The sequence below is a fragment of the Pseudomonas sp. NIBRBAC000502773 genome (assembly GCF_006517195.1).
Taxonomy (GTDB): Bacteria; Pseudomonadota; Gammaproteobacteria; order Pseudomonadales; family Pseudomonadaceae; genus Aquipseudomonas; species Aquipseudomonas marginalis.
Window position 1 is genome coordinate 1143381 of the sequence record NZ_CP041189.1, and the last position, 19179, is coordinate 1162559.

Below are 19179 nucleotides of genomic sequence, written 5' to 3' on the forward strand. Positions count from 1 at the left end.
CACTCCTTGAACTAAAGCACCTTGCCGAGAAAGGCCACGGTGCGGGGATGTCGGGGTTGGCGGAAAATCTGTTCGGGCGGGCCCTCTTCGATCAACTCGCCGTCGCAGAGGAACACCACGTGGTCGGCCACTTCGCGGGCAAAACCGATTTCGTGGGTGACGATCACCAGGGTCACGCCCAGCTGGGTCAGGCCCTTGATCACGTCGAGTACTTCGCCCACCAGTTCCGGGTCGAGGGCCGAGGTGGGTTCATCGAACAGCAGTACCTTGGGGTCCAGCGCCAGTGCGCGGGCAATGGCGACGCGCTGTTGCTGGCCGCCGGAAAGCTGGCGTGGGTAGGCATCGACCTTGTCCGCCAGGCCAACCTTGGCCAACAGTGCGGTGGCCTTGGCCTGGGCGTCGGCCTTGCTCCAGCGCTTGTGCGCCAGCGGCGCCTCGGCGACGTTTTCCCAGGCGGTGAGGTGCGGGAACAGGTTGAAGTTCTGGAACACAAAACCGACGTCGATACGGCGCTTGAGAATCTCGCGTTCCTTGAGCTCGTAAAGCAGGTCGCCCTTGCGTCGATAGCCGACGTATTCACCGTCGATGGTGATGTGCCCGCTGTCGATCTTTTCCAGGTGGTTGATGGTGCGCAGCAAGGTGGACTTGCCCGAGCCGGACGGCCCGAGAATCACCGTGACCTTGCCTGGATCGATGGTCAGGTCGATGTCTTTCAACACCTGTTGATTGCCAAAGCGCTTGCCCACGCCCTGGATCTGGATACGGCCGGCGCGGGCTTCACTCATGGGTGTTCTCCTTCAGCCAGCGGCGCACGCGTTGCCACGGCGTAGGCGGCAGCACCCTGGCCGTACCCCGGGCGAAATGCCGCTCGACGTAGTACTGGGCGCTGGTGAGCACGGTGGTGATGATCAGGTACCAGACGGTGGCGACGATCAGCAACGGGATCACCGCCTGGGTGCGGTTGTAGATGACCTGCACGGTGTAGAACAGCTCCGGCAGCGCCAGCACGTAGACGATGGAGGTGCCCTTGACCAGGCCGATGATTTCATTGAACCCCGACGGCAGGATCGAGCGCAGCGCCTGGGGCAGGATGATCCGGAAGATGCGCCGCGAGGCCGGCAGGCCCAGGGCCGCCGCCGCTTCATGCTGGCCGGCATCCACACCGATCAGGCCGCCGCGAATGATCTCCGCCGCGTACGCCGCCTGCATCAGGCTCAGGCCCAGTACGGCCACGGTGAATTGGCTGAGCACGTCCACCGTCGACCACTCGGCGAACACTACGCCGGTGAACGGCACACCGAGGACGATGTGGTCGTACAGGTAGGCGAAGTTGTAGAGGATGATCAGCACCAGCAGCGCCGGCATCGAGCGGAAAAACCAGATGTAACCCCAGGCCAGCGCCGCCAGCAGCGGCGAGCCCGACAGCCGCGCCAACGCCAGCGCAGTGCCGAGGATGGCGCTGAACACCGTGCTCAGCAGCGTCAGTAACAGGGTCTGGCCGAGGCCACGCAGCACCGACGGCGAGAAGAACCACTGGCCGAACACGCCCCACTCCCAGCGCGGGTTGGTGGCCAGGGAATGCCCAATGGCGAGCAGCACCAGCGCGGCAAAGATCGACCCGGCCCAGCGCCAGGGGTGTCGCGCGGGCACCACCTGCAGGGCTTTGATCGGGGTGGACACTCGGGCTTGGCGCAGCGCGCCGGGCGTGTCAATCAGGTCATAGGATTTGGCAACGATGGGCATGGTGTATTCCTCGGCCTAAAAGGCATAGGTCAAGCGGGTGTAGTAGTACCCGCCGGTAAAACCGTAGGGCGAATAGGTGCCGTAGCTGCTGACCATGGTGCTGCTCGGTACACCTTGTTTTTTCGGGTAGACGTCGAACAGGTTCTTGGCGCCGATGGCCACGTTGAGGTCTTTGGTGAGGTTGTAGCCAAGGTCGAGGTCGGTGATCCACTTGGCGCTGTAGACCCGGTCGAGGCTGCGGTCGGCGGAGACGTTGACCTCTTTGTAAGAGCCGTAGCGGGTCAGGGCCAGGTTGAGGTTGAAGCGCTCGATGCTCCAGTCGCCACCGAGGATCAGCTTGGTGCTGGGCTGCACGCCGGTGATCAGGTTGCGTGCCTGGCGGTCCATCAGGTCATAGGCCGTGCCCAGGATCGTGGTGGATTCCTTGTAGTTGAGGATTCTGGTCTGGTTCCAGTTGAACGCGGCGGTCCATTTCAGCGCACCATAGGGACCCAGGTCCTGGCTGTAGTTGCTGACCAGGTCCAGGCCTTTGGTGCGGGTGTCGGCGCCGTTGATGAAGTACTGGCCGCCGGAGGTGGAGGTGATGCCATTGCCTTGCAGCACCTGGGTGATCTCCGGGCCGAGCAAGGTGCCGGTGAGGGTGATGCGATCGCGCAGGTTGATCACGTAGGCGTCGGCGGTGAAGCTCAGGCGATCGGTGGGGGTCAGGGTGAAACCCAGGCTGAAGTTGGTGGAACGCTCGGGTTTCAGTTCCTGCGCACCCAAGGCCTGGGCGGCGGCCGAACCTACCGGCAGCACGCCGTAGTTGATCGACTGGTACACGCCGTCGACCACGCCATAGGTGGTGGACCGCGCACTGAACAGGCTGTTGGCCAGGGACGGCGCACGGAAGCCATTGCTCACGGTGGCGCGCACGGCGAATTGCGGGGTGAAGTCGTAGCGGGTGGTCAGCTTGCCGCTGCGGGTAGCGCCCACGCCCTGGTTGTAATGCTCGTAGCGAAACGCGGTGCCCACGTACCAGTCCGGCACCGGGTTGAAGCCCACGTCGACGTAACTGGCGAGGCTGTTGCGCGAGGCGCTGCTTTCTTCATCCGGGGAGATGCCGTTGGTGACCTGGGCCCCGGACGACGCACAGTTACCCGGTGCCACGCAGTAGCCGCCGTTGGCATAGGACTCATAGTCACCGGCCTGCACCTCATAGGTGTCGCGGCGATGTTCGAAACCGTAGCTCAGGTCCAGCGGCTTTTGCAGGCCGATGTCGAAGCCGCGCTTGAAATCGAGGTTGGTGGTCAGCTCGGTGGAAATCCAGGTGCCGGAGGTGAAGCTATTCGGCGTGGCCTCGCCCAGGGAGGGGTTCTGGTTATGGGTGGTGCCCTGCTCCGCCTCGTTGCGCCCGTAGGTGCTGGACAGGTCCCAGTCCCACTCGCCGACGGTGCCTTTACCGCCGAAGGCGGCCTGGAAGTCGTCCTCGTCGATATACCAGGTCGGCGTGTAGCCGCCGGGGTAACCGTTAGGCCCGGTGGTAATGGTGTTGGTGATGGTCGGCAGGCGGAAGTTCTGGCCCTGCTCGGCCTTGCGCCGCGAATAGGTGGTGAAGGAATACAGGCTGAAACTGTCGTCGATCGGCAATTCGGCGTTGTAGCCCAGGGTCAGCAGGTTGGTCTTCGGTGTGCCGTAGCCGCCATAGGTGGAGCGGCCGGCCTGCTCAAAGGCCTGGGCGTAGGTGTAGCCGTTGGCGCTGGCCTTGTTGTCGTCGTTCTGGCTGCGCGCGTCCAGGGCCAACTGCACGATGCCGCCGTTGCCGATCTCGAAGCCCTTGTTGAGGCTTTGCTGCACGGTCTGTTTCTTGCCGTCGTAACCCTGGCCGACATTAGTCACCGAGGTGCCGCTGGTGTCGGCCTTGAGGATCACGTTGATGACCCCGGCGATGGCATCGGAGCCGTACTGAGCGGCGGCCCCATCGCGCAGGACTTCGACGTGGTCGATGGCGCTGATCGGGATCAAATCCAGGTCTGCCGGTGCGGCGCCGGTGTTGATGCCGTTGATATTCAGGGTGGCCGCGGTGTGGCGGCGCTTACCATTGACCAGCACCAGCACTTCGGCGGCACTCATGCCGCGCAGGTTCGGCGCACGGGCGATGCCGCTGGCGTCCCAACCGGTTTTTTCCGGCAGGGTCAGCGACGGGATCACCGCGCTCAAGGCCTCCATCAAACCGGGCTTGCCGGTGCTTTGGAGTTGCTTGGCGCTGACCACATCGATCGGCACCGGGCTGCTGGTGACCGTGCGTTGTTCGGCGCCACGGTTACCGGTGACCACCACGGTGGACAGGGTGCTGTCGTCCTGGGCCCGGGCGGTGTTGGCCAGGATCGCCAGCGCCAGGATGGCGGTCGGTTGTAAGACTTGCTTCATAGCCACTCCAGACATTCCAAATCGCGAAGTCGGGCAGTCACGCGGGCGGGCGCGGTGCTCGATTTTTTCAGGGGCGTTGCGGCGATTGGGGACTAGGTGTGGGGCAGTCGAGGGGTTTGAGTCGGCAACATACGTTGAGCTCCCTTCCAACGATTCTGCCGCGGGGCTATCACCCGGTTATGGCGCGCAGAATCTGAATCACGCTGGGTACCATCCGAGGTCAGGGGTAGGCTGTTGCGATCAAACATAACGGAATGGGTTTTGAAAATATAATGCTGTTTTGGTATAAGCTAATATTCTCTAATTTTATTATTTTTTAGTTTTTTTATTCATATAAATAATGTCTTTTTGAGATTGGCCTTTAGCTCAGGCCGAGGTCTACCTGAGGTATGCAAATCCAAATGTGGGAGGGGCGGTGCGACGGTTCGACTTGTCCCCGATGGCAGTGGGTCAGCTACAGATGCATCAACTGACACTCCCGCATCGGGGCATGGATATCTACACAACTTTTCAGCCTCTGATAAATCTCCCTGTGGCGAGCGGGCTTGTCCCGCGTTGGGCCGCGTAGCGGCCCCAAAACAGCCGCTATGGAGTTTCTGATACACCACATTCAGCTTTACTGGGGCTGCTACGCAGCCCAACGCGGGACAAGCCCGCTCGCCACAGGGGAACTCGCCAGTCTCTGAAAATTGTGTAGATACCTATGCCCCGATGAGTATGGGTATCTACACAACGTTGTATTAACCAACGGTAACCACGATGCGAAGCGAGCCGCCCTTGATCTTGCTTTAGATCTTGATCTCAGGCGCCCCGTTAAACCACGCTGGCCGGAATTCGATAGTGATTTGGGGGGTAAACCGGCAGGGATGCCGGTTTAGCCGCCCCGCGCCATGGATGGCGCGTGGCGGCGGCCCCCCACATCACTGTCGGATTACGGGCACACCGAGCCTAGGCAAGGTGCCGAGTGGTGGGGCGAAGCGTTTTGCTTACTTTTGCGCTGTTCAAAAGTGAGCCGCCGTAAGGGCGGAACCCATGGCGGCCGTTACCGCAGCAACGGATATGTACCCGGTCCAATCCAAAAAAATGGTCGGCCCAGAGGCCGCCATCGGGGGCAAGTCGAATCGTCGCACCGCCCCTCCCACATTTCAGTTAGCCGGCTTCAACAACTGCATCTGCTGGCGATAGTCATCCGTCACCTGCCGCGCCTGGCTGCTGCTGGTAATCACCCTCGGGGTAATCAGCACAATCAATTCCGTACGGTCCTTGGACTTGCTGGTATTGCCAAACAACCAGCGCAACCCCGGAATTTTCCCAAGGTAAGGCACCGCACTGACACTCTCCGCGTTGTCCTGCTTGATCAACCCGCCCAGCAACACCGTCTGCCCGCTCTGCACCGCGACCTGGGTCGATACCGAGCGCGTGGAGATACGTGGGTTGGCCTGGGTGTCGTTGCTGGACGCCTGCTGGTCCTGGGCATCGCTGACCTGCTGCTGGATGTCCATGTACACCAAACCACCCGGATTGATGCGTGGCACGACGTCGAGGATCACCCCGGTCTGCACGTATTCAACACTGCTCAAGGTGGTGTCGGAGGTGCCGGTGTTGACCGTGGTCTGGCTGATCGGGATGTTGTCGCCCACCTGGATCTGCGCCGGTTGGTTGTTCATCACCACCAGCGACGGCGCCGACAGCACCTGGGTGCGGCCGTTGGTTTCGAGGGCGTGCAGGGCCACTTGCAGGTTGGAGCTGACGAAGGAGTAGAACAACGAATCCGTCGCGCCCAACCCTGCACCGCCGCCGCCCAACGCGCCTTGGCTGCCGGCGGTGTTGGCCACGGTGGTGCTGGTGGAATTGCCCGCCAGGCGACCGAGATACCACTGCACGCCCAGGTCCAGTTCGCCGGTGAGCTTGACCTCGAGGATGCGCGTTTCGATCTGCACCTGCAGCGGTGGATTGTCGAGGCGTTTGATCGCCGATTCGATCTCTTTCCACTGCACCGGGCGGGTGCGGACCAGCAGTTGGTTACTGCTTTTCTGCGCGGTGATACGGGTGCCGGCGTCGAGGCTTTTGGCCGGGGCGTCTTCAGTCGCGCCCTGCTCGGCGGTGTCCTGCTCGGCCTCGGGCTCCTGCTCCTCATCCTCTGCGGCGGGTGGGTTGCCATTGAGGTTGTTGCTCAGGCCACCGGGCGTGCTGCCGGAGGTGCTGTTGGTGCCCGGCGAGGACAAGGTCGCGGTGCGCAAACCGGGGGCGACCTTGGCCGGGGTGTCGTCCTTGATCGCGCCCGTGCCGTAGATCTGGCGCAGGTACTTGGCCAGGTCGGTGGCCTTCATGTTGCGCACGTCGTAGACGTACATCTGCGGCTCGTTGCCGCCGCCTTCGTCGATGGTGTGGATCCAGTCGCCAACTTCACTGAGGTACTGCGGCTGCGACGAGATCGCCACCACCGAGTTGGTCCGCTCGATGGGCAAGAAGCGCACCATGCCGGCCAGGGGCATGCCGCTGTCGGGGCCGAACATTTTTTGCAGCTCGGGCATCAGCTCGGCCACCGACGCCCGTTGCAGGCCGAACACGCCCACCGACATGCCCTTGAGCCAGTCCACGTCGAAGGTGTCGATGGTGTCCTGGTAGTTGGCCAGTTCCTCGGGGGTGCCGGCCAGGCTCAACACATTGCGCGCCGGGTCCACCAGCAGGAACGCATTCTCGCGGGCGAACGGCTTGAGCAGTTTCTGCATCTCGGTGGCCGAGATATAACGCAACGGAAACAGGCGTGCCGACAAACCGCTGGAGGGCTGCGACACGCGCATCTCCGGCACCAGCTTGCCCGCCACCGCCTGGTTGGCCGGCAGGATCACATAGCGGTTGCCCTGTTTGATCATGGCGTTGTCGGTCCACGACAACAGGGTCTCCAGAATCGACAAGGCCTGCTGCTTGTTCACCGGCTTGGACGTGGAAAAGCTGACATTGCCCTTCACGCCTTGGGCGATGCTGTAGTTCTCGTGCAGCAGGTCGCCCATCACGCTGTTGATCACCGCTTCGATCGGCTGGTCGGCGAAGTTGAATACGATGTCGCCGCTGCCCTCTTCCTTGGCGGCCGAGACCGCCGTCGGTTGGCGCACGAACTGCTGGTTGCCGCGTATCAACTGGCGCTGGGGCGGAGTCTTCGCCTGGGGTTGGCCGCTGTCGACCGGCGCCTGTTCGCTGGCCGGGTCCACGGGTGGGCGTTGCGAACCGGTGCCCTGCATCGCCTCATGCAACAGGGCCTCGTCCGGGTCGAGATGCTCGGGGAAGGTGCCGCAGCCACCGAGGGAAACGGCGGTGGCCAGGCAGAACACGGTGGTGCGCAAGGCGCCAGGGAAGGTATCGATCAAGGGGTGGACTCGTGAGGAAGGGTAATCGGGGGTGTGGTGGACGGCGGCGGCAAACGCAGGGCCCGCAGGCTCAGGGTTTGCGTACGGCCGTCGAGGACAAAGCGGGCATCGCGGGGCGTCAGCTGTTCCAGGCGCCAGCCATTGGGCAGGGTCTGGCCCTGGTGGACTTTGAGCGGCGGGCCATCGGCACGCTTGAGCAGCGCCACGCGCAGGTCGCCGTCGAGGACGATCCCGGTCAGCACCAGGCTCGACAGGCTGGAAACACCGGCCTGGCCCACGGCACGGTCGGGGCTGCGGTCGGGGCTGAACAGCGGCGCCTGCCAGGTGCCGGCCAGGCTTTCGAGGGTCGCGCTCGGCGCCACCAGCACCTTGGCGGCGGTGTTGGCGCGCGCATCGGGCTCTGGCGCCGGCAACCACTGCGGCGCATCGCCGATGCTGCTGAGGATGCCGACCATCAGCAGGCCCAACAGCCCGGCGACGCCGAGCAACAGCCATTCCAGGGGACGCAATGCATGGATCATCGCTGCACCTGCCGGGCGGCGGCCGGTTGCAGGTAACCGCGCACCAACAGGTGCACCACCAGTTGCCCGGCGCCGCCACTGGCCGGTGCGTTCGGTGGGCGACGAATGCTCATTTCATCGACGAACAGAAATGGCCGCTGGTACTCCAGCTCATGCAGGATCGCGGTCAAGGGTTCGATGGCGCAGTTGAGGGTCAGGCTGACCTTGACCTGGCGATAGGGCTCGGCGTCGTCCTGCTCCGGGGTGATGGGCATGCGCTGGGTCAGGCTGCAACCGCCACCGAGGCCGGCGCGGCTGTTGATCAGGTCGGCGATGCGTTGCATCAGGTCCGCGGCCACCGCGCTCGGGTCGTCGCCGGGCAACAGGCTGGTACTGCTGGCCGGGTCCTGCCGCGCCTGTTCCAACTGTTGGCGCAGGCTGTCGCCCTGACGCAACACGCCGGCGTAGCGTTGCTGCTGTTCACGCAGTTGCTCGGCCTGCTCGCCCATGGCGCGCAAGGGGCCGGCGAACCAGCTGTCGATCAACAGCCAGTAACCGGCGCCGAGCACCAGGGCCAGGGCGATCAGGGCCGCGCCACGGCGTTCACGGGGTGTCAGTGGTCGGCGCATCGGCGGCCTCCTGGTGCAGGTGGGCGCGCAAGGAAAATTGATCCTTGCCGGTTTGCGCATCGGGTTGGATCACCCCTTCGAACTGGGCGTTTTCCAGGCTGTGGCAGCCCTTGATCCGGGTGATCAGGGCACTGGCCTTGGCGCTCTGCCCGGAGAAGGACACCTCGGCGCCGTCGTTGACTTCCAACTGGTCGAGCCAGGTGTCCGAGGGCAGGCACGCGGTCAGCTCGTTGAGCAGCGCCGCCAACGGCGGTTGGGCGGCCTTGCGGCGAATCAGGTACTGGGCGGCGCCACGGGTATTGAGCAATTGCTGGCGCAGGGCCTGGATCTCGGCGACCTGGGCTTTCTGCTCGCGCACACTGTGTTGCATGGCATCGAGCACGCGCTGGCGGTCGTTGAGCCACAGCAGCATCGCCGCAATCAGCAAGGCCCCGCACAACCACGGCAGGCTGCGTTGCAGGCCCTTGCCCTGGGGGCGCTGACGGGGACGCAACGGCGCCGGCAGCAAGTCGATGCCCATGGGTTTGCCTGCGCTATCGGCGACATCCACGGCATGGGGCTGCAAGCCGAGGGCCGCGCAGTCATTGAGGATCTGGTCGAGGCGCTCCCGCAGGATCGCCACCAGCGTGACGTGCAAGTGCGTAGGGGTACGGCGCTCCTGGCGCGCAACAAAGTACAACTGGGCGGCGTCGAACGGCGTGAAGCGGTCCAGTTCATAGCCCACCACCGTCGACAGGTTGCGCGCTGCCGCCGGGGGCAGTTGCAGGGTTTGCACCAACACCGTTTCAGGCGGCAGCACCAACACCTGACGCGCTTCGCCGGGCAGCTTTTCGACCGCCGCGGTCAGCGGCCAGGCGTAGGCATGCTCGGGGATCTCGGCAAATGACAACCATGCCGGCAGGCAGCCACGCAGCTCCTTGAGCCACAGGCGCCAGCCCAGTTGCAGCAGGCTGCCGCGCCAGCGCTGGGTGATGGGCTGCGCCAGCGCCTGAAGCCGTGCGGTTAACTGTTCGTTCATTCTTGCCAACGTAAGACTCGATAAGGTTGTGCGCTGCCTTGCGCGGGGCTCAATAACACGGTGGCCTGCACCTGGGCGTGGTAACCGCCGGGGCGTTGGGCGCGGCTGCTGACCACAAGCACGTCGCCGGGATCGGCACCCACCGCATTCTGGTGCGGCAGGTTCAGTGCGCGGCGCATCAAGGCACTGGCGAATGCCGGATCGGGCCGGTCCAGGCCGCTCCACAAGCTGATCTCGGGCACCAGTTCGCTGTACAGCGCCTGGGTCATGCCCGGCAGTTGGCGCACCTCTTCCACCACCCGAAACGGCGCCAGGCCCTGGTTGCGCCGTACTTCCAGGGCCCTGGCGAGGTGGTTGGCCTGGGCCTGGGTCGCACCGCAGGCCAGCGCCAGGCGGGCAAAATCACCCACCTCGGCGCTGTTCAAATACAACTTGCCGCGCTCGCTATGCAGGCTGACGCGCAGCTGCGCATCGTCGAACACCAACGGAATTTCACGCCCGTCGGCAATCCACTGCTTGCGCTGCAATGGGTCGGCGACGGCCTGCATCGCCAACGCCACCCCGGCCTCGGCCGCCAGCACCGCCTGGGTGTGCTGGCGGTGCCAGGCGGCCTGGCGGGTTTCCAGTTGCACCCAGCCGGCCAAACCGCCGAGCAACAGGCTGAGCAAGGCCAGCACCCACAGCACCAGCAGCAGGGCCACACCGCGTTGATGGCGGATCATTCGGGTGCCCCGCCGGACAGGTTCAGGCGCAGGGCAACCACCTGGGTTACCCACGGCACCGGCCCGTTCACCCGTGCGTCAATCCGCACTGCGTAAGGCAGGCGTTTGGTCCACGGCCACTCACTGATCCAGCCGGTGGCCTGGCCCTTGGGCGACACCCCGCGATAGCTGAATTGCAGGCCCTCGACATCCTTCAACAACACCTGCGGCTCACTGCGCGAGGCCGGAACACTCACCTGTGCCTCAGACTCAAACCGCGCGAACGCCACCTGCAAATCGCGCCGCGATTCAGGGCCCACCAACTGCAAGGTGAAGCGCTGAATCCCGCCACCGAGTACACCCGGCAAGGTCGCGACAAACTGCATGCGCTGGGGCCCACCGGCAAAAAAGCCATCGGTCTGGCTGTCGTCCTCGGTCACATCCAGCGGCAACGCCTCGCTGATGGCGGTGCGCAAAAACTGCTGCGCGGCGCGCATATCATCCAGGCTGACCGTGTAGCGCTGGGCCTTGAGCACGGCGCGATTGGCGCCCAGCAACGCCCCGCCGACCAGGGTCAGCAACACCCCGAGCAGGCTCAGTACGATCATGATCTCAAGCAAGGTAAAGCCCTGCTGACGCGCCTTCACAAGCCGGCCCCGACGCCGGCAGCGCGCAGTTTCAAGGTGCTGAAACTGGCCTGGCGCGGGCCTTCGCTGACGGTGAGGTCCAGGCGAAACAGATGGGCCTGGCCGATCCGGCTGGGTTGTTGGGCGATGCGCAGTTGCCAGGCGATGCCGTCCAACTCGCCCTGGCGTGTACCGCTGGCCAAAGGGCCCATGCCTTCCTGATCCATCACACTCAAGGCGGCATGGGTCAGGCGGTCGCTGTGGGCCACCTGCAACAACGAGCGTGCGCTCTGGCCGAAGGCGACCAGCAGCACCGTGCTACAGATCGCCATCAGCGTCAGCGCGGCGAGCATTTCCAGCAGGGTAAAACCCGCCTGGCGCTTCATGGCAGGGCCTTGGCTTCGACGCTGCCGGTCAGCCAGCCGATGTCGATGCGCCAACGCCGACTGCCGTTGGCCAGCAACACGTGGCCGCCGGTGGAGCTGCCATCGGGGTAGAAATCCACCGCAGCGCCGGCTTGCTCGGCGGTGTGCAGGGTCACTTGCAGCCCGGCCGGCCAATACTTTTTCGGACGGCCCGGCGCCTGCACACTGAGGTTGCGCAAATCGAACACCGTGCTTTCGGTGGTGCCACTGACAATCGCCCGCGCCCGCGTGCTGCGCAACGCCTCGACCACCTGCCCGACGGCCTGGCGCTCTTTGGCCGCACGCAGGCCTTGTTGCAGGCCAAACCCTACCAACCCGGCCGCGATGCTGATCAAGACGATCACCACCAGCATTTCCAGCAAGGTAAAGCCGCGTTGGGCGTTGGCCATGGTCGTGGGTTATTCCCAGTTGCCCAGGTCGGCGCTGTAGCCTTCGCCGCCGGGCTGGCCGTCCTGGCCGTAGAAAATCAGGTCGAACGCACCGTGCTCACCGGGGAAGCGATAGCCGAAGGCATGACCGAACGGGTCCTTGAGGTCCGACGGTTTGGCATACGGCCCGGCCCAACCGGCGCTGTTGCCCGGCTTGTCGACCAGTTGCTGCAGGGTCTTGGGCGGCGAACCGACGTCCAGGCCGTAGCTTTCGATCTTCATGCTCAGGCTGGCCAGCTGGGCCTTGCCCGCGCCGTATTTGCCCTTGTCCACATTGCCGCCGACCTGGCGCACCACGATGGTCGCGACAATGCCCAGCAGCACGATCACGGCGAGCATTTCCAGCAAGGTAAAACCGCCCTGGCGGCGGGCGGGCTTGAATCGGGTATGGCGCATCAGCGTGTTTCCTTAAGGGTTCATATATTGCTGGTCAGGCTCATCAGCGGCAGCATGATCGCCAGCATGATCACCGCCACCAGCACCGCCATGACCACGGTCAGGGACGGCACCAGCGCGGCGAGCAGGCGGTCGATGCCGCGTTTGGCTTCCACGTCGAACACCTCGGCGACCTTGAGCAGCATGCTGTCGAGTTCGCCGGCCTGTTCGCCGACTTCAATCATTTGCAACGCCAGGTCGGGCAGCAGCGGCTCGCTGCCGAAGGCGCTGGCCAGGGTGCCGCCGCCCTTGACCGACTCGGCGGCCTGGGCGACCTGGGCTTGCAGGGCGCGGTTGGTGCAGACCTGGCGGGCAATCACCAGCGCTTGCAGCAGCGCCACACCGTTGCTCAGCAGCGTGCCGAGGGTGCGGGCCAGGCGGGCGGCTTCGACCCGTTGCAGCAACGGGCCGATGATGCGGATGCCCAGCACGCGGCGGTCATAACGTTCGCGGCGCTGGGGATCGCGCAGGCGCGCGGCCAGGGCCCATGCGCCGACAATCAACCCGGCCAGCACCGCCAGGCCGTAGGCCCCGAGGAATTGGCCGAGGTCCAGGATCACTTCGGTAATCAGCGGAATCGGCACGCCCAGGTCCTTGAAGATCGGCACGAACTGCGGCACCACATAGGCCAGCAGCAGGGCCAGCGAACCGAGCACGCCGACCACCAGAAACGCCGGGTAGATCAGCGCGTTGATCACTTCGCCCCGGAGTAACTGGCTGCGCTCCAGGTAGTCGCTGAGCTGGCGCAGGGTGTCTTCGAGGGCGCCGCCCGCCTCGCCGGCGCGGACCATGCTCAAGTACAGCGGCGAGAACTGGCCGCCCTCCGCCTCCAGCGCCTTGGATAGCGGCTGGCCGGCCTTGACCTGTTCGCGGATACGCTCGATCAACGCACGGGTCTGGGGCTGGCCGGGCTGCTTGAGCAGGATGCCCAGGGAGCGTTCCAGCGGCTGGCCGGCGCCCAATAGCGTGGCCAACTGTTGAGTGAAACTGACCAGCGCCGCGCCGTTCAACTGGCCCCGACCCAAGGCCTTGCGCAGGCCCTGGGCGCCCGCCACCTCGATCTGCAACAGCAGCAAACCGCGCTTGTGCAGCGCGGCGACGGCGGCATCCTGGTCCTTGGCTTCGAGGGTGCCGTTTTGCGCCTGGCCCTGGCTGTCGAGGGCGCGGTATTTGAACAGGCTCATGCGCCCTCTCCCCGGGTGACGCGCAGCACTTCCTCAAGTGAGGTGACACCGGCCACGGCCTGGCGCAGGCCTTCTTCATGCAAGGTGCGCAGGCCGCCACGGCGGGCGGCCTGTTCGAGGGTGGCGGCGTCGGCCTGGCGCATCAACAGGCTGCGCAGTTCGTCGTTCATCACCAGCAGTTCGGTGATCGCACTGCGGCCGTGGTAGCCACCGCCCGGCGCATCGGCGCGGGGGCGATAAAGCAGGATCGGGCGCTGCTCGGTAAAGCGGTCGAGGCCGTGTTCGGCGATCAACTCCGCCGGTGCTTCGAAGGCTTCACGGGTGGCCGGGTCCAGGCGCCGCACCAGGCGCTGGGCGAGGATGCCGTTGACGGTCGAGGCAATCAGGTAGCTTTCGACGCCCACGTCCAGCAAGCGCGTGATACTCGCCGCCGCGCTGTTGGTGTGCAGGGTCGAGAGCACCAGGTGGCCGGTGAGGGACGACTGGATGGCGATGCGGCAGGTTTCCAGGTCGCGGATTTCACCGATCATGATCACGTCCGGATCCTGGCGCACGATGGAGCGCAGCGCGCCGGCGAAGTCGAGGCCGATGGCCGGTTTCACCTGGATCTGGTTGATGCCCTCAAGCTGGTATTCCACCGGGTCTTCGACGGTGATGATCTTGCGCTCGGCGGTATTGAGCCGCGACAGCGCGGTGTACAGGGTGGTGGTCTTGCCCGAGCCGGTGGGCCCGGTGACGAGCAGGATGCCGTGGGGCCGTTCGAGCACTTCGAGGAAGGTTTCCAGGCGCTGGCCATCAAAGCCCAGGCTCTGGAAATCGAACTGCACGGTCTGGCGGTCGAGCAAACGCATGACCACCGATTCGCCAAAACTGGTGGGCACCGTGGACACCCGCAAGTCCAGCTCCTTGCCCTGGATGCGCAGCATGATGCGCCCGTCCTGGGGCAGGCGCCGCTCGGCGATGTCCAAGCGCGCCATGATCTTCACCCGCGAAATGACCGCTGCCGAAGAGCTGGACGGCGGCGCCTCGGCGTCGTGCAGCACGCCGTCGATGCGGTAGCGCACCTTGAGCTGGTTTTCGAAGGGTTCGATATGAATGTCCGAGGCGCGATGTTCCACCGCGCGCTGCAGGATCAGGTTAACCAGGCGAATCACCGGCGCTTCGGAGGCCATGTCCTTGAGGTGTTCGATGTCTTCGAGGGCACCGCCCTGCTCGTCAAGGTTTTCGATCAGGGTGCCCATGGCCGAACGGCCCTGGCCGTAGTAGCGCTCGATCAGGGTTTCGACTTCGTTGCGCGGCCCCACCGCCAGCCACACCGGCACGCCACAGGCATAGGCCATGGCCTGGAACGGATACACCAGCGACGGGTTGGCCGCCAGCACCCGCAGGCCGCCCTGGCTCCAGCCCACGGGCACCACCTGGTAGTGGCGCATGAAGCGCTCGGTCAATACCGGCAACGGGTCCAGCAGCGGCGGCGCGGCATCGGCCAACAGCAGCGGTGCGCCGAGCAGGTCGGCCCAGGCACGGGCCAATTCCACTTCGGAAACCAGCCCCAGGCGCGTGAGCAGGCCTAGTAATTCAGTGTCACCCCCCTCCTGGGACAAGCGTCGGGCGCGCTCCAGGTCAACGGTTTTCAAGCCGGCGTGCTGCATCAGCCACGCGCAGACCTGTTCGGTGTGCGGGATGTGCAGTTGGCAGGCATCGATGGGCGTTGAAGGGCTGGGCATGGGTAAAAATCTGAGGGGCTATATGAGCCCCCTGTAGGAGCGAGCTTGCTCGCGAAAAAGGTACATCCGACGCCGCGATGCGCTTGGAATACTTTCGCGAGCAAGCTCGCTCCTACAGGGGGTCAGGCTTACTTGGTTGGCGCTGTTTTAGAGGTAGCAGATTGGCTCAGCGGCCGCCCACCCTTGGTGGTTTCAGCCTTCTGTTTTTTGACGGCCTTGGCATCGTGGGCCTGGGTCAACACCGTGGAATCGGCGGCGCCGGATTTCGCATCGGCGTCCGTGGACTCGGCCGCCATCGCCGCGCCACTTAGCGTTAGCGCAACGCCCAATACAACACCGGCACCCAACAGGGAAATCTTCATCAACTTTCTCCAGATCAAAAACAGCAGATAGCCCAAGTGGCGCCTTGAACTCGATCAAGACCCTACACCAAAGCGTTGTGTATGACAGCTTGTGTAAACATGGCACTTTAGAACTACCGAGCAATGCCACTAGTTAGCCACGACTCGACAAATTTTCTTAAACCAATCGACTGGTAGGTTTAGCCTTAGTTCCGAAAGGTAAGAAAATATTTCTTATTTCACGCAAAAATTAGCTTTCGTTTGACTTATAACCGCAAGAATTGCCTTAATTATGCGGTTTTAGCGGTTCAAAATGCCATCTCGTGATATCGCTTAGACACTATCCACAACAATAACTAATACAATTATTACACTTATAAAACTGCGAAATTCGCCAAATAGTTGCAATTAGCCATCGGTTAAAAATTGCGATCACGGGCAACTATTGCCCGAAAAAAAGTGACGAGGTGCAGTGCAATACGCACTTCTCGGCGCGCCCTGTTTACTGAACTGTTGTCGGAGAGACCCATGAATAAACGCAAAATGATCGGTGCACAGTCGGCTTTCGCCCTGCTGGCACTGGCCGTGTCCCAGGTGCATGCAGCCACCAGCCCGGCCCTGGATGAAGGCCGGGTCAGCCGCGCGGAAAAAGCCGCGGACAAGACCCTGGCGAAGATGACCCTTGAAGAAAAACTCGCCTACATCGGCGGCACCGGTGGCTGGGACGTCAAGCCACTGACCCAGTACGGCATCCCGCAGATCCACGGCGCCGATGGCGGTGTGGGCGTGCGCTACACCAGCGAAGGCAACGCCCAGGGCGTGGTCTACCCGTCGGGGCCGAACCTGGCCGCCAGCTGGAACCCACGGCGCGCCATCGACCTGGGCCGTGCCCTGGGCTATGACACCGCCAGCGGCGGCTATCAGTTCGTCACCGGCCCTGGTGTGAATCTGTACCGCATGCCGTACAGCGGCCGGGCGTTCGAATACCTGTCCGGTGAAGACCCGTTCCTCGGCGCCAGCCTGGCGCCGGCCGTGATCAACGGCATTCAGTCCCGTGGCGTGTGGGCCAATGCCAAGCATTTCGCCGCCAATGACCAGGAAAGCAACCGCTTCCACCTCAATGAAATCATCAGCGAACGCGTGCTGCGCGAGATGACCCTGCCGCCGTTCGAGTCCGCCTCGAAGAACAGCAAGGTCGCGATGATGATGTGCGCCTTCCAGAAGGTGAACGGCGAGTTCGCGTGCCAGAACAAGCACCTGATGCGTGACATCCTCAAGACTGAATGGGGCTACCCGGGCTTCGTGCAGAGCGACTACAACGCAGTGGTCGACGGTTTGCCGGCGGCACAGGCGGGTACCGACCTGGACATGATGGGCTACCAGATGAACAGCACCATCCTCAAGCCGTACCTGGACAGCGGCGAGCTGAGCAGCGCGACCATCGATGACAAGGTGCGCCGTATCCTCAAGCAGATCTACCTGTACAAGTTCGACAGCAAGGCGCCGCTGACCAGCCACAACATGAACAGCGCCACCAGCAACCGCGTGGCCCTGAACGCCGCCCGCGAAGGCATCGTGCTGCTGAAAAACCAGAACAGCCTGCTGCCGCTGGACGCCAGGAAGGTCAAGCGCATCGCCGTGGTCGGCACCCTGGCCAAGTACGCGCCGCCTACCGGTTTTGGCAGCGCCAACGTCATGGCCGCCAACTACATCAGTGAGCTGAGCGGCTTGCAGCAACTGGCGCCAGGCGCCAAGGTCGAGTTCATCGACGGGCTGTCCCTGGACCCGGCCACCTCGACCTGGACCCATGCCGACAGCAATGGCAACAGCGTCAAAGGCCTGAAGACCGAGTTCTTCAGCAACACCAACTGGTCCGGCGACCCGGCCGCCAGCCGCACCGACACCCATGTCGACCTGGACTGGTCCACCGACAGCCTGCCGGTGAACGGCGATACCGCCGCCACCTCGATTCGCTACAGCGGCCAGATCACCCCGACGGTCAGCGGCGAGCAGGTGTTCAAGGTGCGTGCCGACGGCGCCGTGCGCCTCTACGTCAACGGCAAGAAAGTCCTCGACAACGGCGACGGCAAACCGCTGCCGAACAACAGCATTCCGCCGACCATCCCGGTGTTTGCCAAGGTCAACCTTGAAGCCGGCAAACCGGTCGACATCAAGCTGGAATACTCACGTCGCAACGGTTACCTGTCGACCATGGGCGGCCTCGTCGGTGTGCAGATGAGCTGGGCGTCGCTGGTGGCACCGCAGGACCTGGCCAAGTACGACGCGGTACTGGTCGCGGCCGGTAACAGCAATGAGTACGAAGGCGAAGGCTTCGACCACAGCTTCGACCTGCCCGAATACCAGAACCTGCTGATCCAGAGCATCGCCAAGGTCAACCCGAATACCGTGGTCACCCTGCACGGCGGCACCGGCCTGAAGATGAGCGACTGGATCGACCAGGTACCGGCTGCGCTGCATGCGTTCTACCCTGGGCAGAACGGCGGCCAGGCCTTGGCGGAGATCCTGCTGGGCAAGGTCAACCCGTCGGCCAAGCTGCCGATCAGCATAGAGCGCAACATCGAAGACAACCCGATCTACGCGACCTTCCCCAAGTTCGACAACCAGGAAACCCTGGCCGAGATGAGCTACAAGGACGACCTGTTCCTGGGCTATCGCGGCTACGAGAAAAAGGGCATCAAGCCGCTCTACCCGTTCGGCTACGGCTTGTCGTACACCACCTTCGGCTACAGCAACATCAGCGTGACCCCTGGGGTGGCGGTGGCCGGTGCGCCGATCAAGGTGTCGTTCGACCTGGCCAACACCGGCAAGGTCGCGGGCGCCGAAGTGGCCGAGTTGTACGTGGGCCAGAACAACCCGAAAGTCGAACGCGCGATCAAGGAACTCAAGGGCTACAAGAAGGTGTTCCTCAAGCCGGGCGAGAGCAAGCGCGTGACCATCGAGCTCAACGATCGCTCGCTGGCCTACTACGACGTAGCGAGCAAGCAATGGGTGGTGGATGCCGACAGCTTCAACCTGTCGGTGGGCGCGTCGTCCCAGGATATTCGCCTGAACGCCAAGCTGGTCAACCCGTTCCGCCAGGAACTGTCGACCACCACCAGCAACCCGCTGCCGCGCTCGGCGCTCAACTCGACGCTGCGTGAATCGACGGTGAAGACCGGCGGTGTGCTGCATCAAAACGAAGGCGACAGCGGCACCAGCGACGGTGATGGCTACGACATGAGCGATGACAGCAGCCAGGGCAGTGCCACCGGCAACTGATCCCTGTGGAAGGGGGCTTGCCCCCGATGAGCATGGGTATCTACACAACTGTGTAGCAGCCAACGCTAACCACGATGCGAAGCGAGCCGCCCTTGATCTTGATCTTGATCTCAGGCGCCCCGTTAAACCACGCTGGCCGGAATTCGATAGTGATTTGGGGGGTAAACCGGCAGGGATGCCGGTTTAGCCGCCCCGCGCCATGGATGGCGCGTGGCGGCGGCCCCCCACATCACTGTCGGATTACGGGCACACCGAGCCTAGGCGAGGTGCCGAGTGGTGGGGGCGAAGCGTTTTTGGTTACTTTTGGCGCTCTTCCAAAAGTGACCCGCTGTAAGAGCGGAACCCTAAGTAGCCGTTACCGCAGCA

At 63.8% G+C, this 19179-nt stretch carries 16 protein-coding genes; 1 reads left to right on the forward strand and 15 read right to left on the reverse strand.

Annotated features, from left to right (window positions below; genetic code table 11):
* Positions 1-11: 11 nt before the first annotated feature.
* The 15 genes from NIBR502773_RS05105 to NIBR502773_RS05180 form a co-directional block, all read right to left on the reverse strand.
* Positions 12-785 (reverse strand): amino acid ABC transporter ATP-binding protein, encoded by a 774-nt coding sequence (locus NIBR502773_RS05105; RefSeq protein WP_065927298.1) that lies wholly within the window; start codon positions 783-785, stop codon positions 12-14.
* A complete protein-coding gene (locus NIBR502773_RS05110; protein ID WP_141155548.1) occupies positions 778-1743 on the reverse strand; it encodes an amino acid ABC transporter permease in 966 nt (321 codons plus the stop codon). The genes NIBR502773_RS05105 and NIBR502773_RS05110 overlap by 8 nt, the downstream gene beginning before the upstream one ends.
* A 15-nt stretch (positions 1744-1758) precedes the next feature.
* Positions 1759-4152, reverse strand: coding sequence for a TonB-dependent siderophore receptor (locus NIBR502773_RS05115; protein ID WP_141155549.1), 2394 nt, complete (start codon positions 4150-4152; stop codon positions 1759-1761).
* A 1145-nt stretch (positions 4153-5297) separates the two neighbouring features.
* Entirely contained in the window at positions 5298-7520 is a 2223-nt protein-coding gene (gspD, locus tag NIBR502773_RS05125; protein WP_141155550.1) for a type II secretion system secretin GspD, read from the reverse strand.
* A complete protein-coding gene (locus tag NIBR502773_RS05130) occupies positions 7517-8041 on the reverse strand; it encodes a general secretion pathway protein GspN (RefSeq protein WP_115486964.1) in 525 nt (174 codons plus the stop codon). The genes gspD and NIBR502773_RS05130 overlap by 4 nt, the downstream gene beginning before the upstream one ends.
* On the reverse strand, positions 8038-8649 hold the full coding sequence (gene gspM, locus NIBR502773_RS05135) for a type II secretion system protein GspM (protein WP_065940309.1): 612 nt from the start codon (positions 8647-8649) through the stop codon (positions 8038-8040). Before gspM ends, NIBR502773_RS05130 begins: the two co-directional genes overlap by 4 nt.
* A complete protein-coding gene (locus tag NIBR502773_RS05140; RefSeq protein WP_141155551.1) occupies positions 8624-9667 on the reverse strand; it encodes a type II secretion system protein GspL in 1044 nt (347 codons plus the stop codon). Before NIBR502773_RS05140 ends, gspM begins: the two co-directional genes overlap by 26 nt.
* Complete coding sequence (locus tag NIBR502773_RS05145; RefSeq protein WP_043293746.1) at positions 9664-10389, reverse strand: hypothetical protein; 726 nt, start codon at positions 10387-10389, stop codon at positions 9664-9666. Before NIBR502773_RS05145 ends, NIBR502773_RS05140 begins: the two co-directional genes overlap by 4 nt.
* Positions 10386-11015 (reverse strand): prepilin-type N-terminal cleavage/methylation domain-containing protein, encoded by a 630-nt coding sequence (locus tag NIBR502773_RS05150; RefSeq protein ID WP_141155552.1) that lies wholly within the window; start codon positions 11013-11015, stop codon positions 10386-10388. Before NIBR502773_RS05150 ends, NIBR502773_RS05145 begins: the two co-directional genes overlap by 4 nt.
* On the reverse strand, positions 11012-11380 hold the full coding sequence (locus NIBR502773_RS05155) for a type II secretion system protein (RefSeq protein WP_141155553.1): 369 nt from the start codon (positions 11378-11380) through the stop codon (positions 11012-11014). Before NIBR502773_RS05155 ends, NIBR502773_RS05150 begins: the two co-directional genes overlap by 4 nt.
* A complete protein-coding gene (locus NIBR502773_RS05160) occupies positions 11377-11808 on the reverse strand; it encodes a type II secretion system protein (RefSeq protein WP_141155554.1) in 432 nt (143 codons plus the stop codon). Before NIBR502773_RS05160 ends, NIBR502773_RS05155 begins: the two co-directional genes overlap by 4 nt.
* Before the next feature lie 9 nt (positions 11809-11817).
* Complete coding sequence (gene gspG / locus NIBR502773_RS05165) at positions 11818-12243, reverse strand: type II secretion system major pseudopilin GspG (protein ID WP_024076412.1); 426 nt, start codon at positions 12241-12243, stop codon at positions 11818-11820.
* A gap of 20 nt (positions 12244-12263) precedes the next feature.
* Positions 12264-13466 carry a type II secretion system inner membrane protein GspF gene (gspF, locus tag NIBR502773_RS05170; protein WP_141155555.1) on the reverse strand — a complete coding sequence of 401 codons (1203 nt, stop codon included), beginning with the start codon at positions 13464-13466 and terminating at the stop codon, positions 12264-12266.
* Positions 13463-15193, reverse strand: coding sequence for a type II secretion system ATPase GspE (gene gspE, locus NIBR502773_RS05175; RefSeq protein ID WP_141155556.1), 1731 nt, complete (start codon positions 15191-15193; stop codon positions 13463-13465). Before gspE ends, gspF begins: the two co-directional genes overlap by 4 nt.
* Before the next feature lie 128 nt (positions 15194-15321).
* Complete coding sequence (locus tag NIBR502773_RS05180; protein WP_141155557.1) at positions 15322-15555, reverse strand: hypothetical protein; 234 nt, start codon at positions 15553-15555, stop codon at positions 15322-15324.
* A 507-nt stretch (positions 15556-16062) separates the two neighbouring features.
* Here NIBR502773_RS05180 and NIBR502773_RS05185 point away from each other — a divergent pair.
* Positions 16063-18813 carry a glycoside hydrolase family 3 protein gene (locus NIBR502773_RS05185; RefSeq protein WP_141155558.1) on the forward strand — a complete coding sequence of 917 codons (2751 nt, stop codon included), beginning with the start codon at positions 16063-16065 and terminating at the stop codon, positions 18811-18813.
* The last annotated feature ends 366 nt before the right edge of the window (positions 18814-19179 follow it).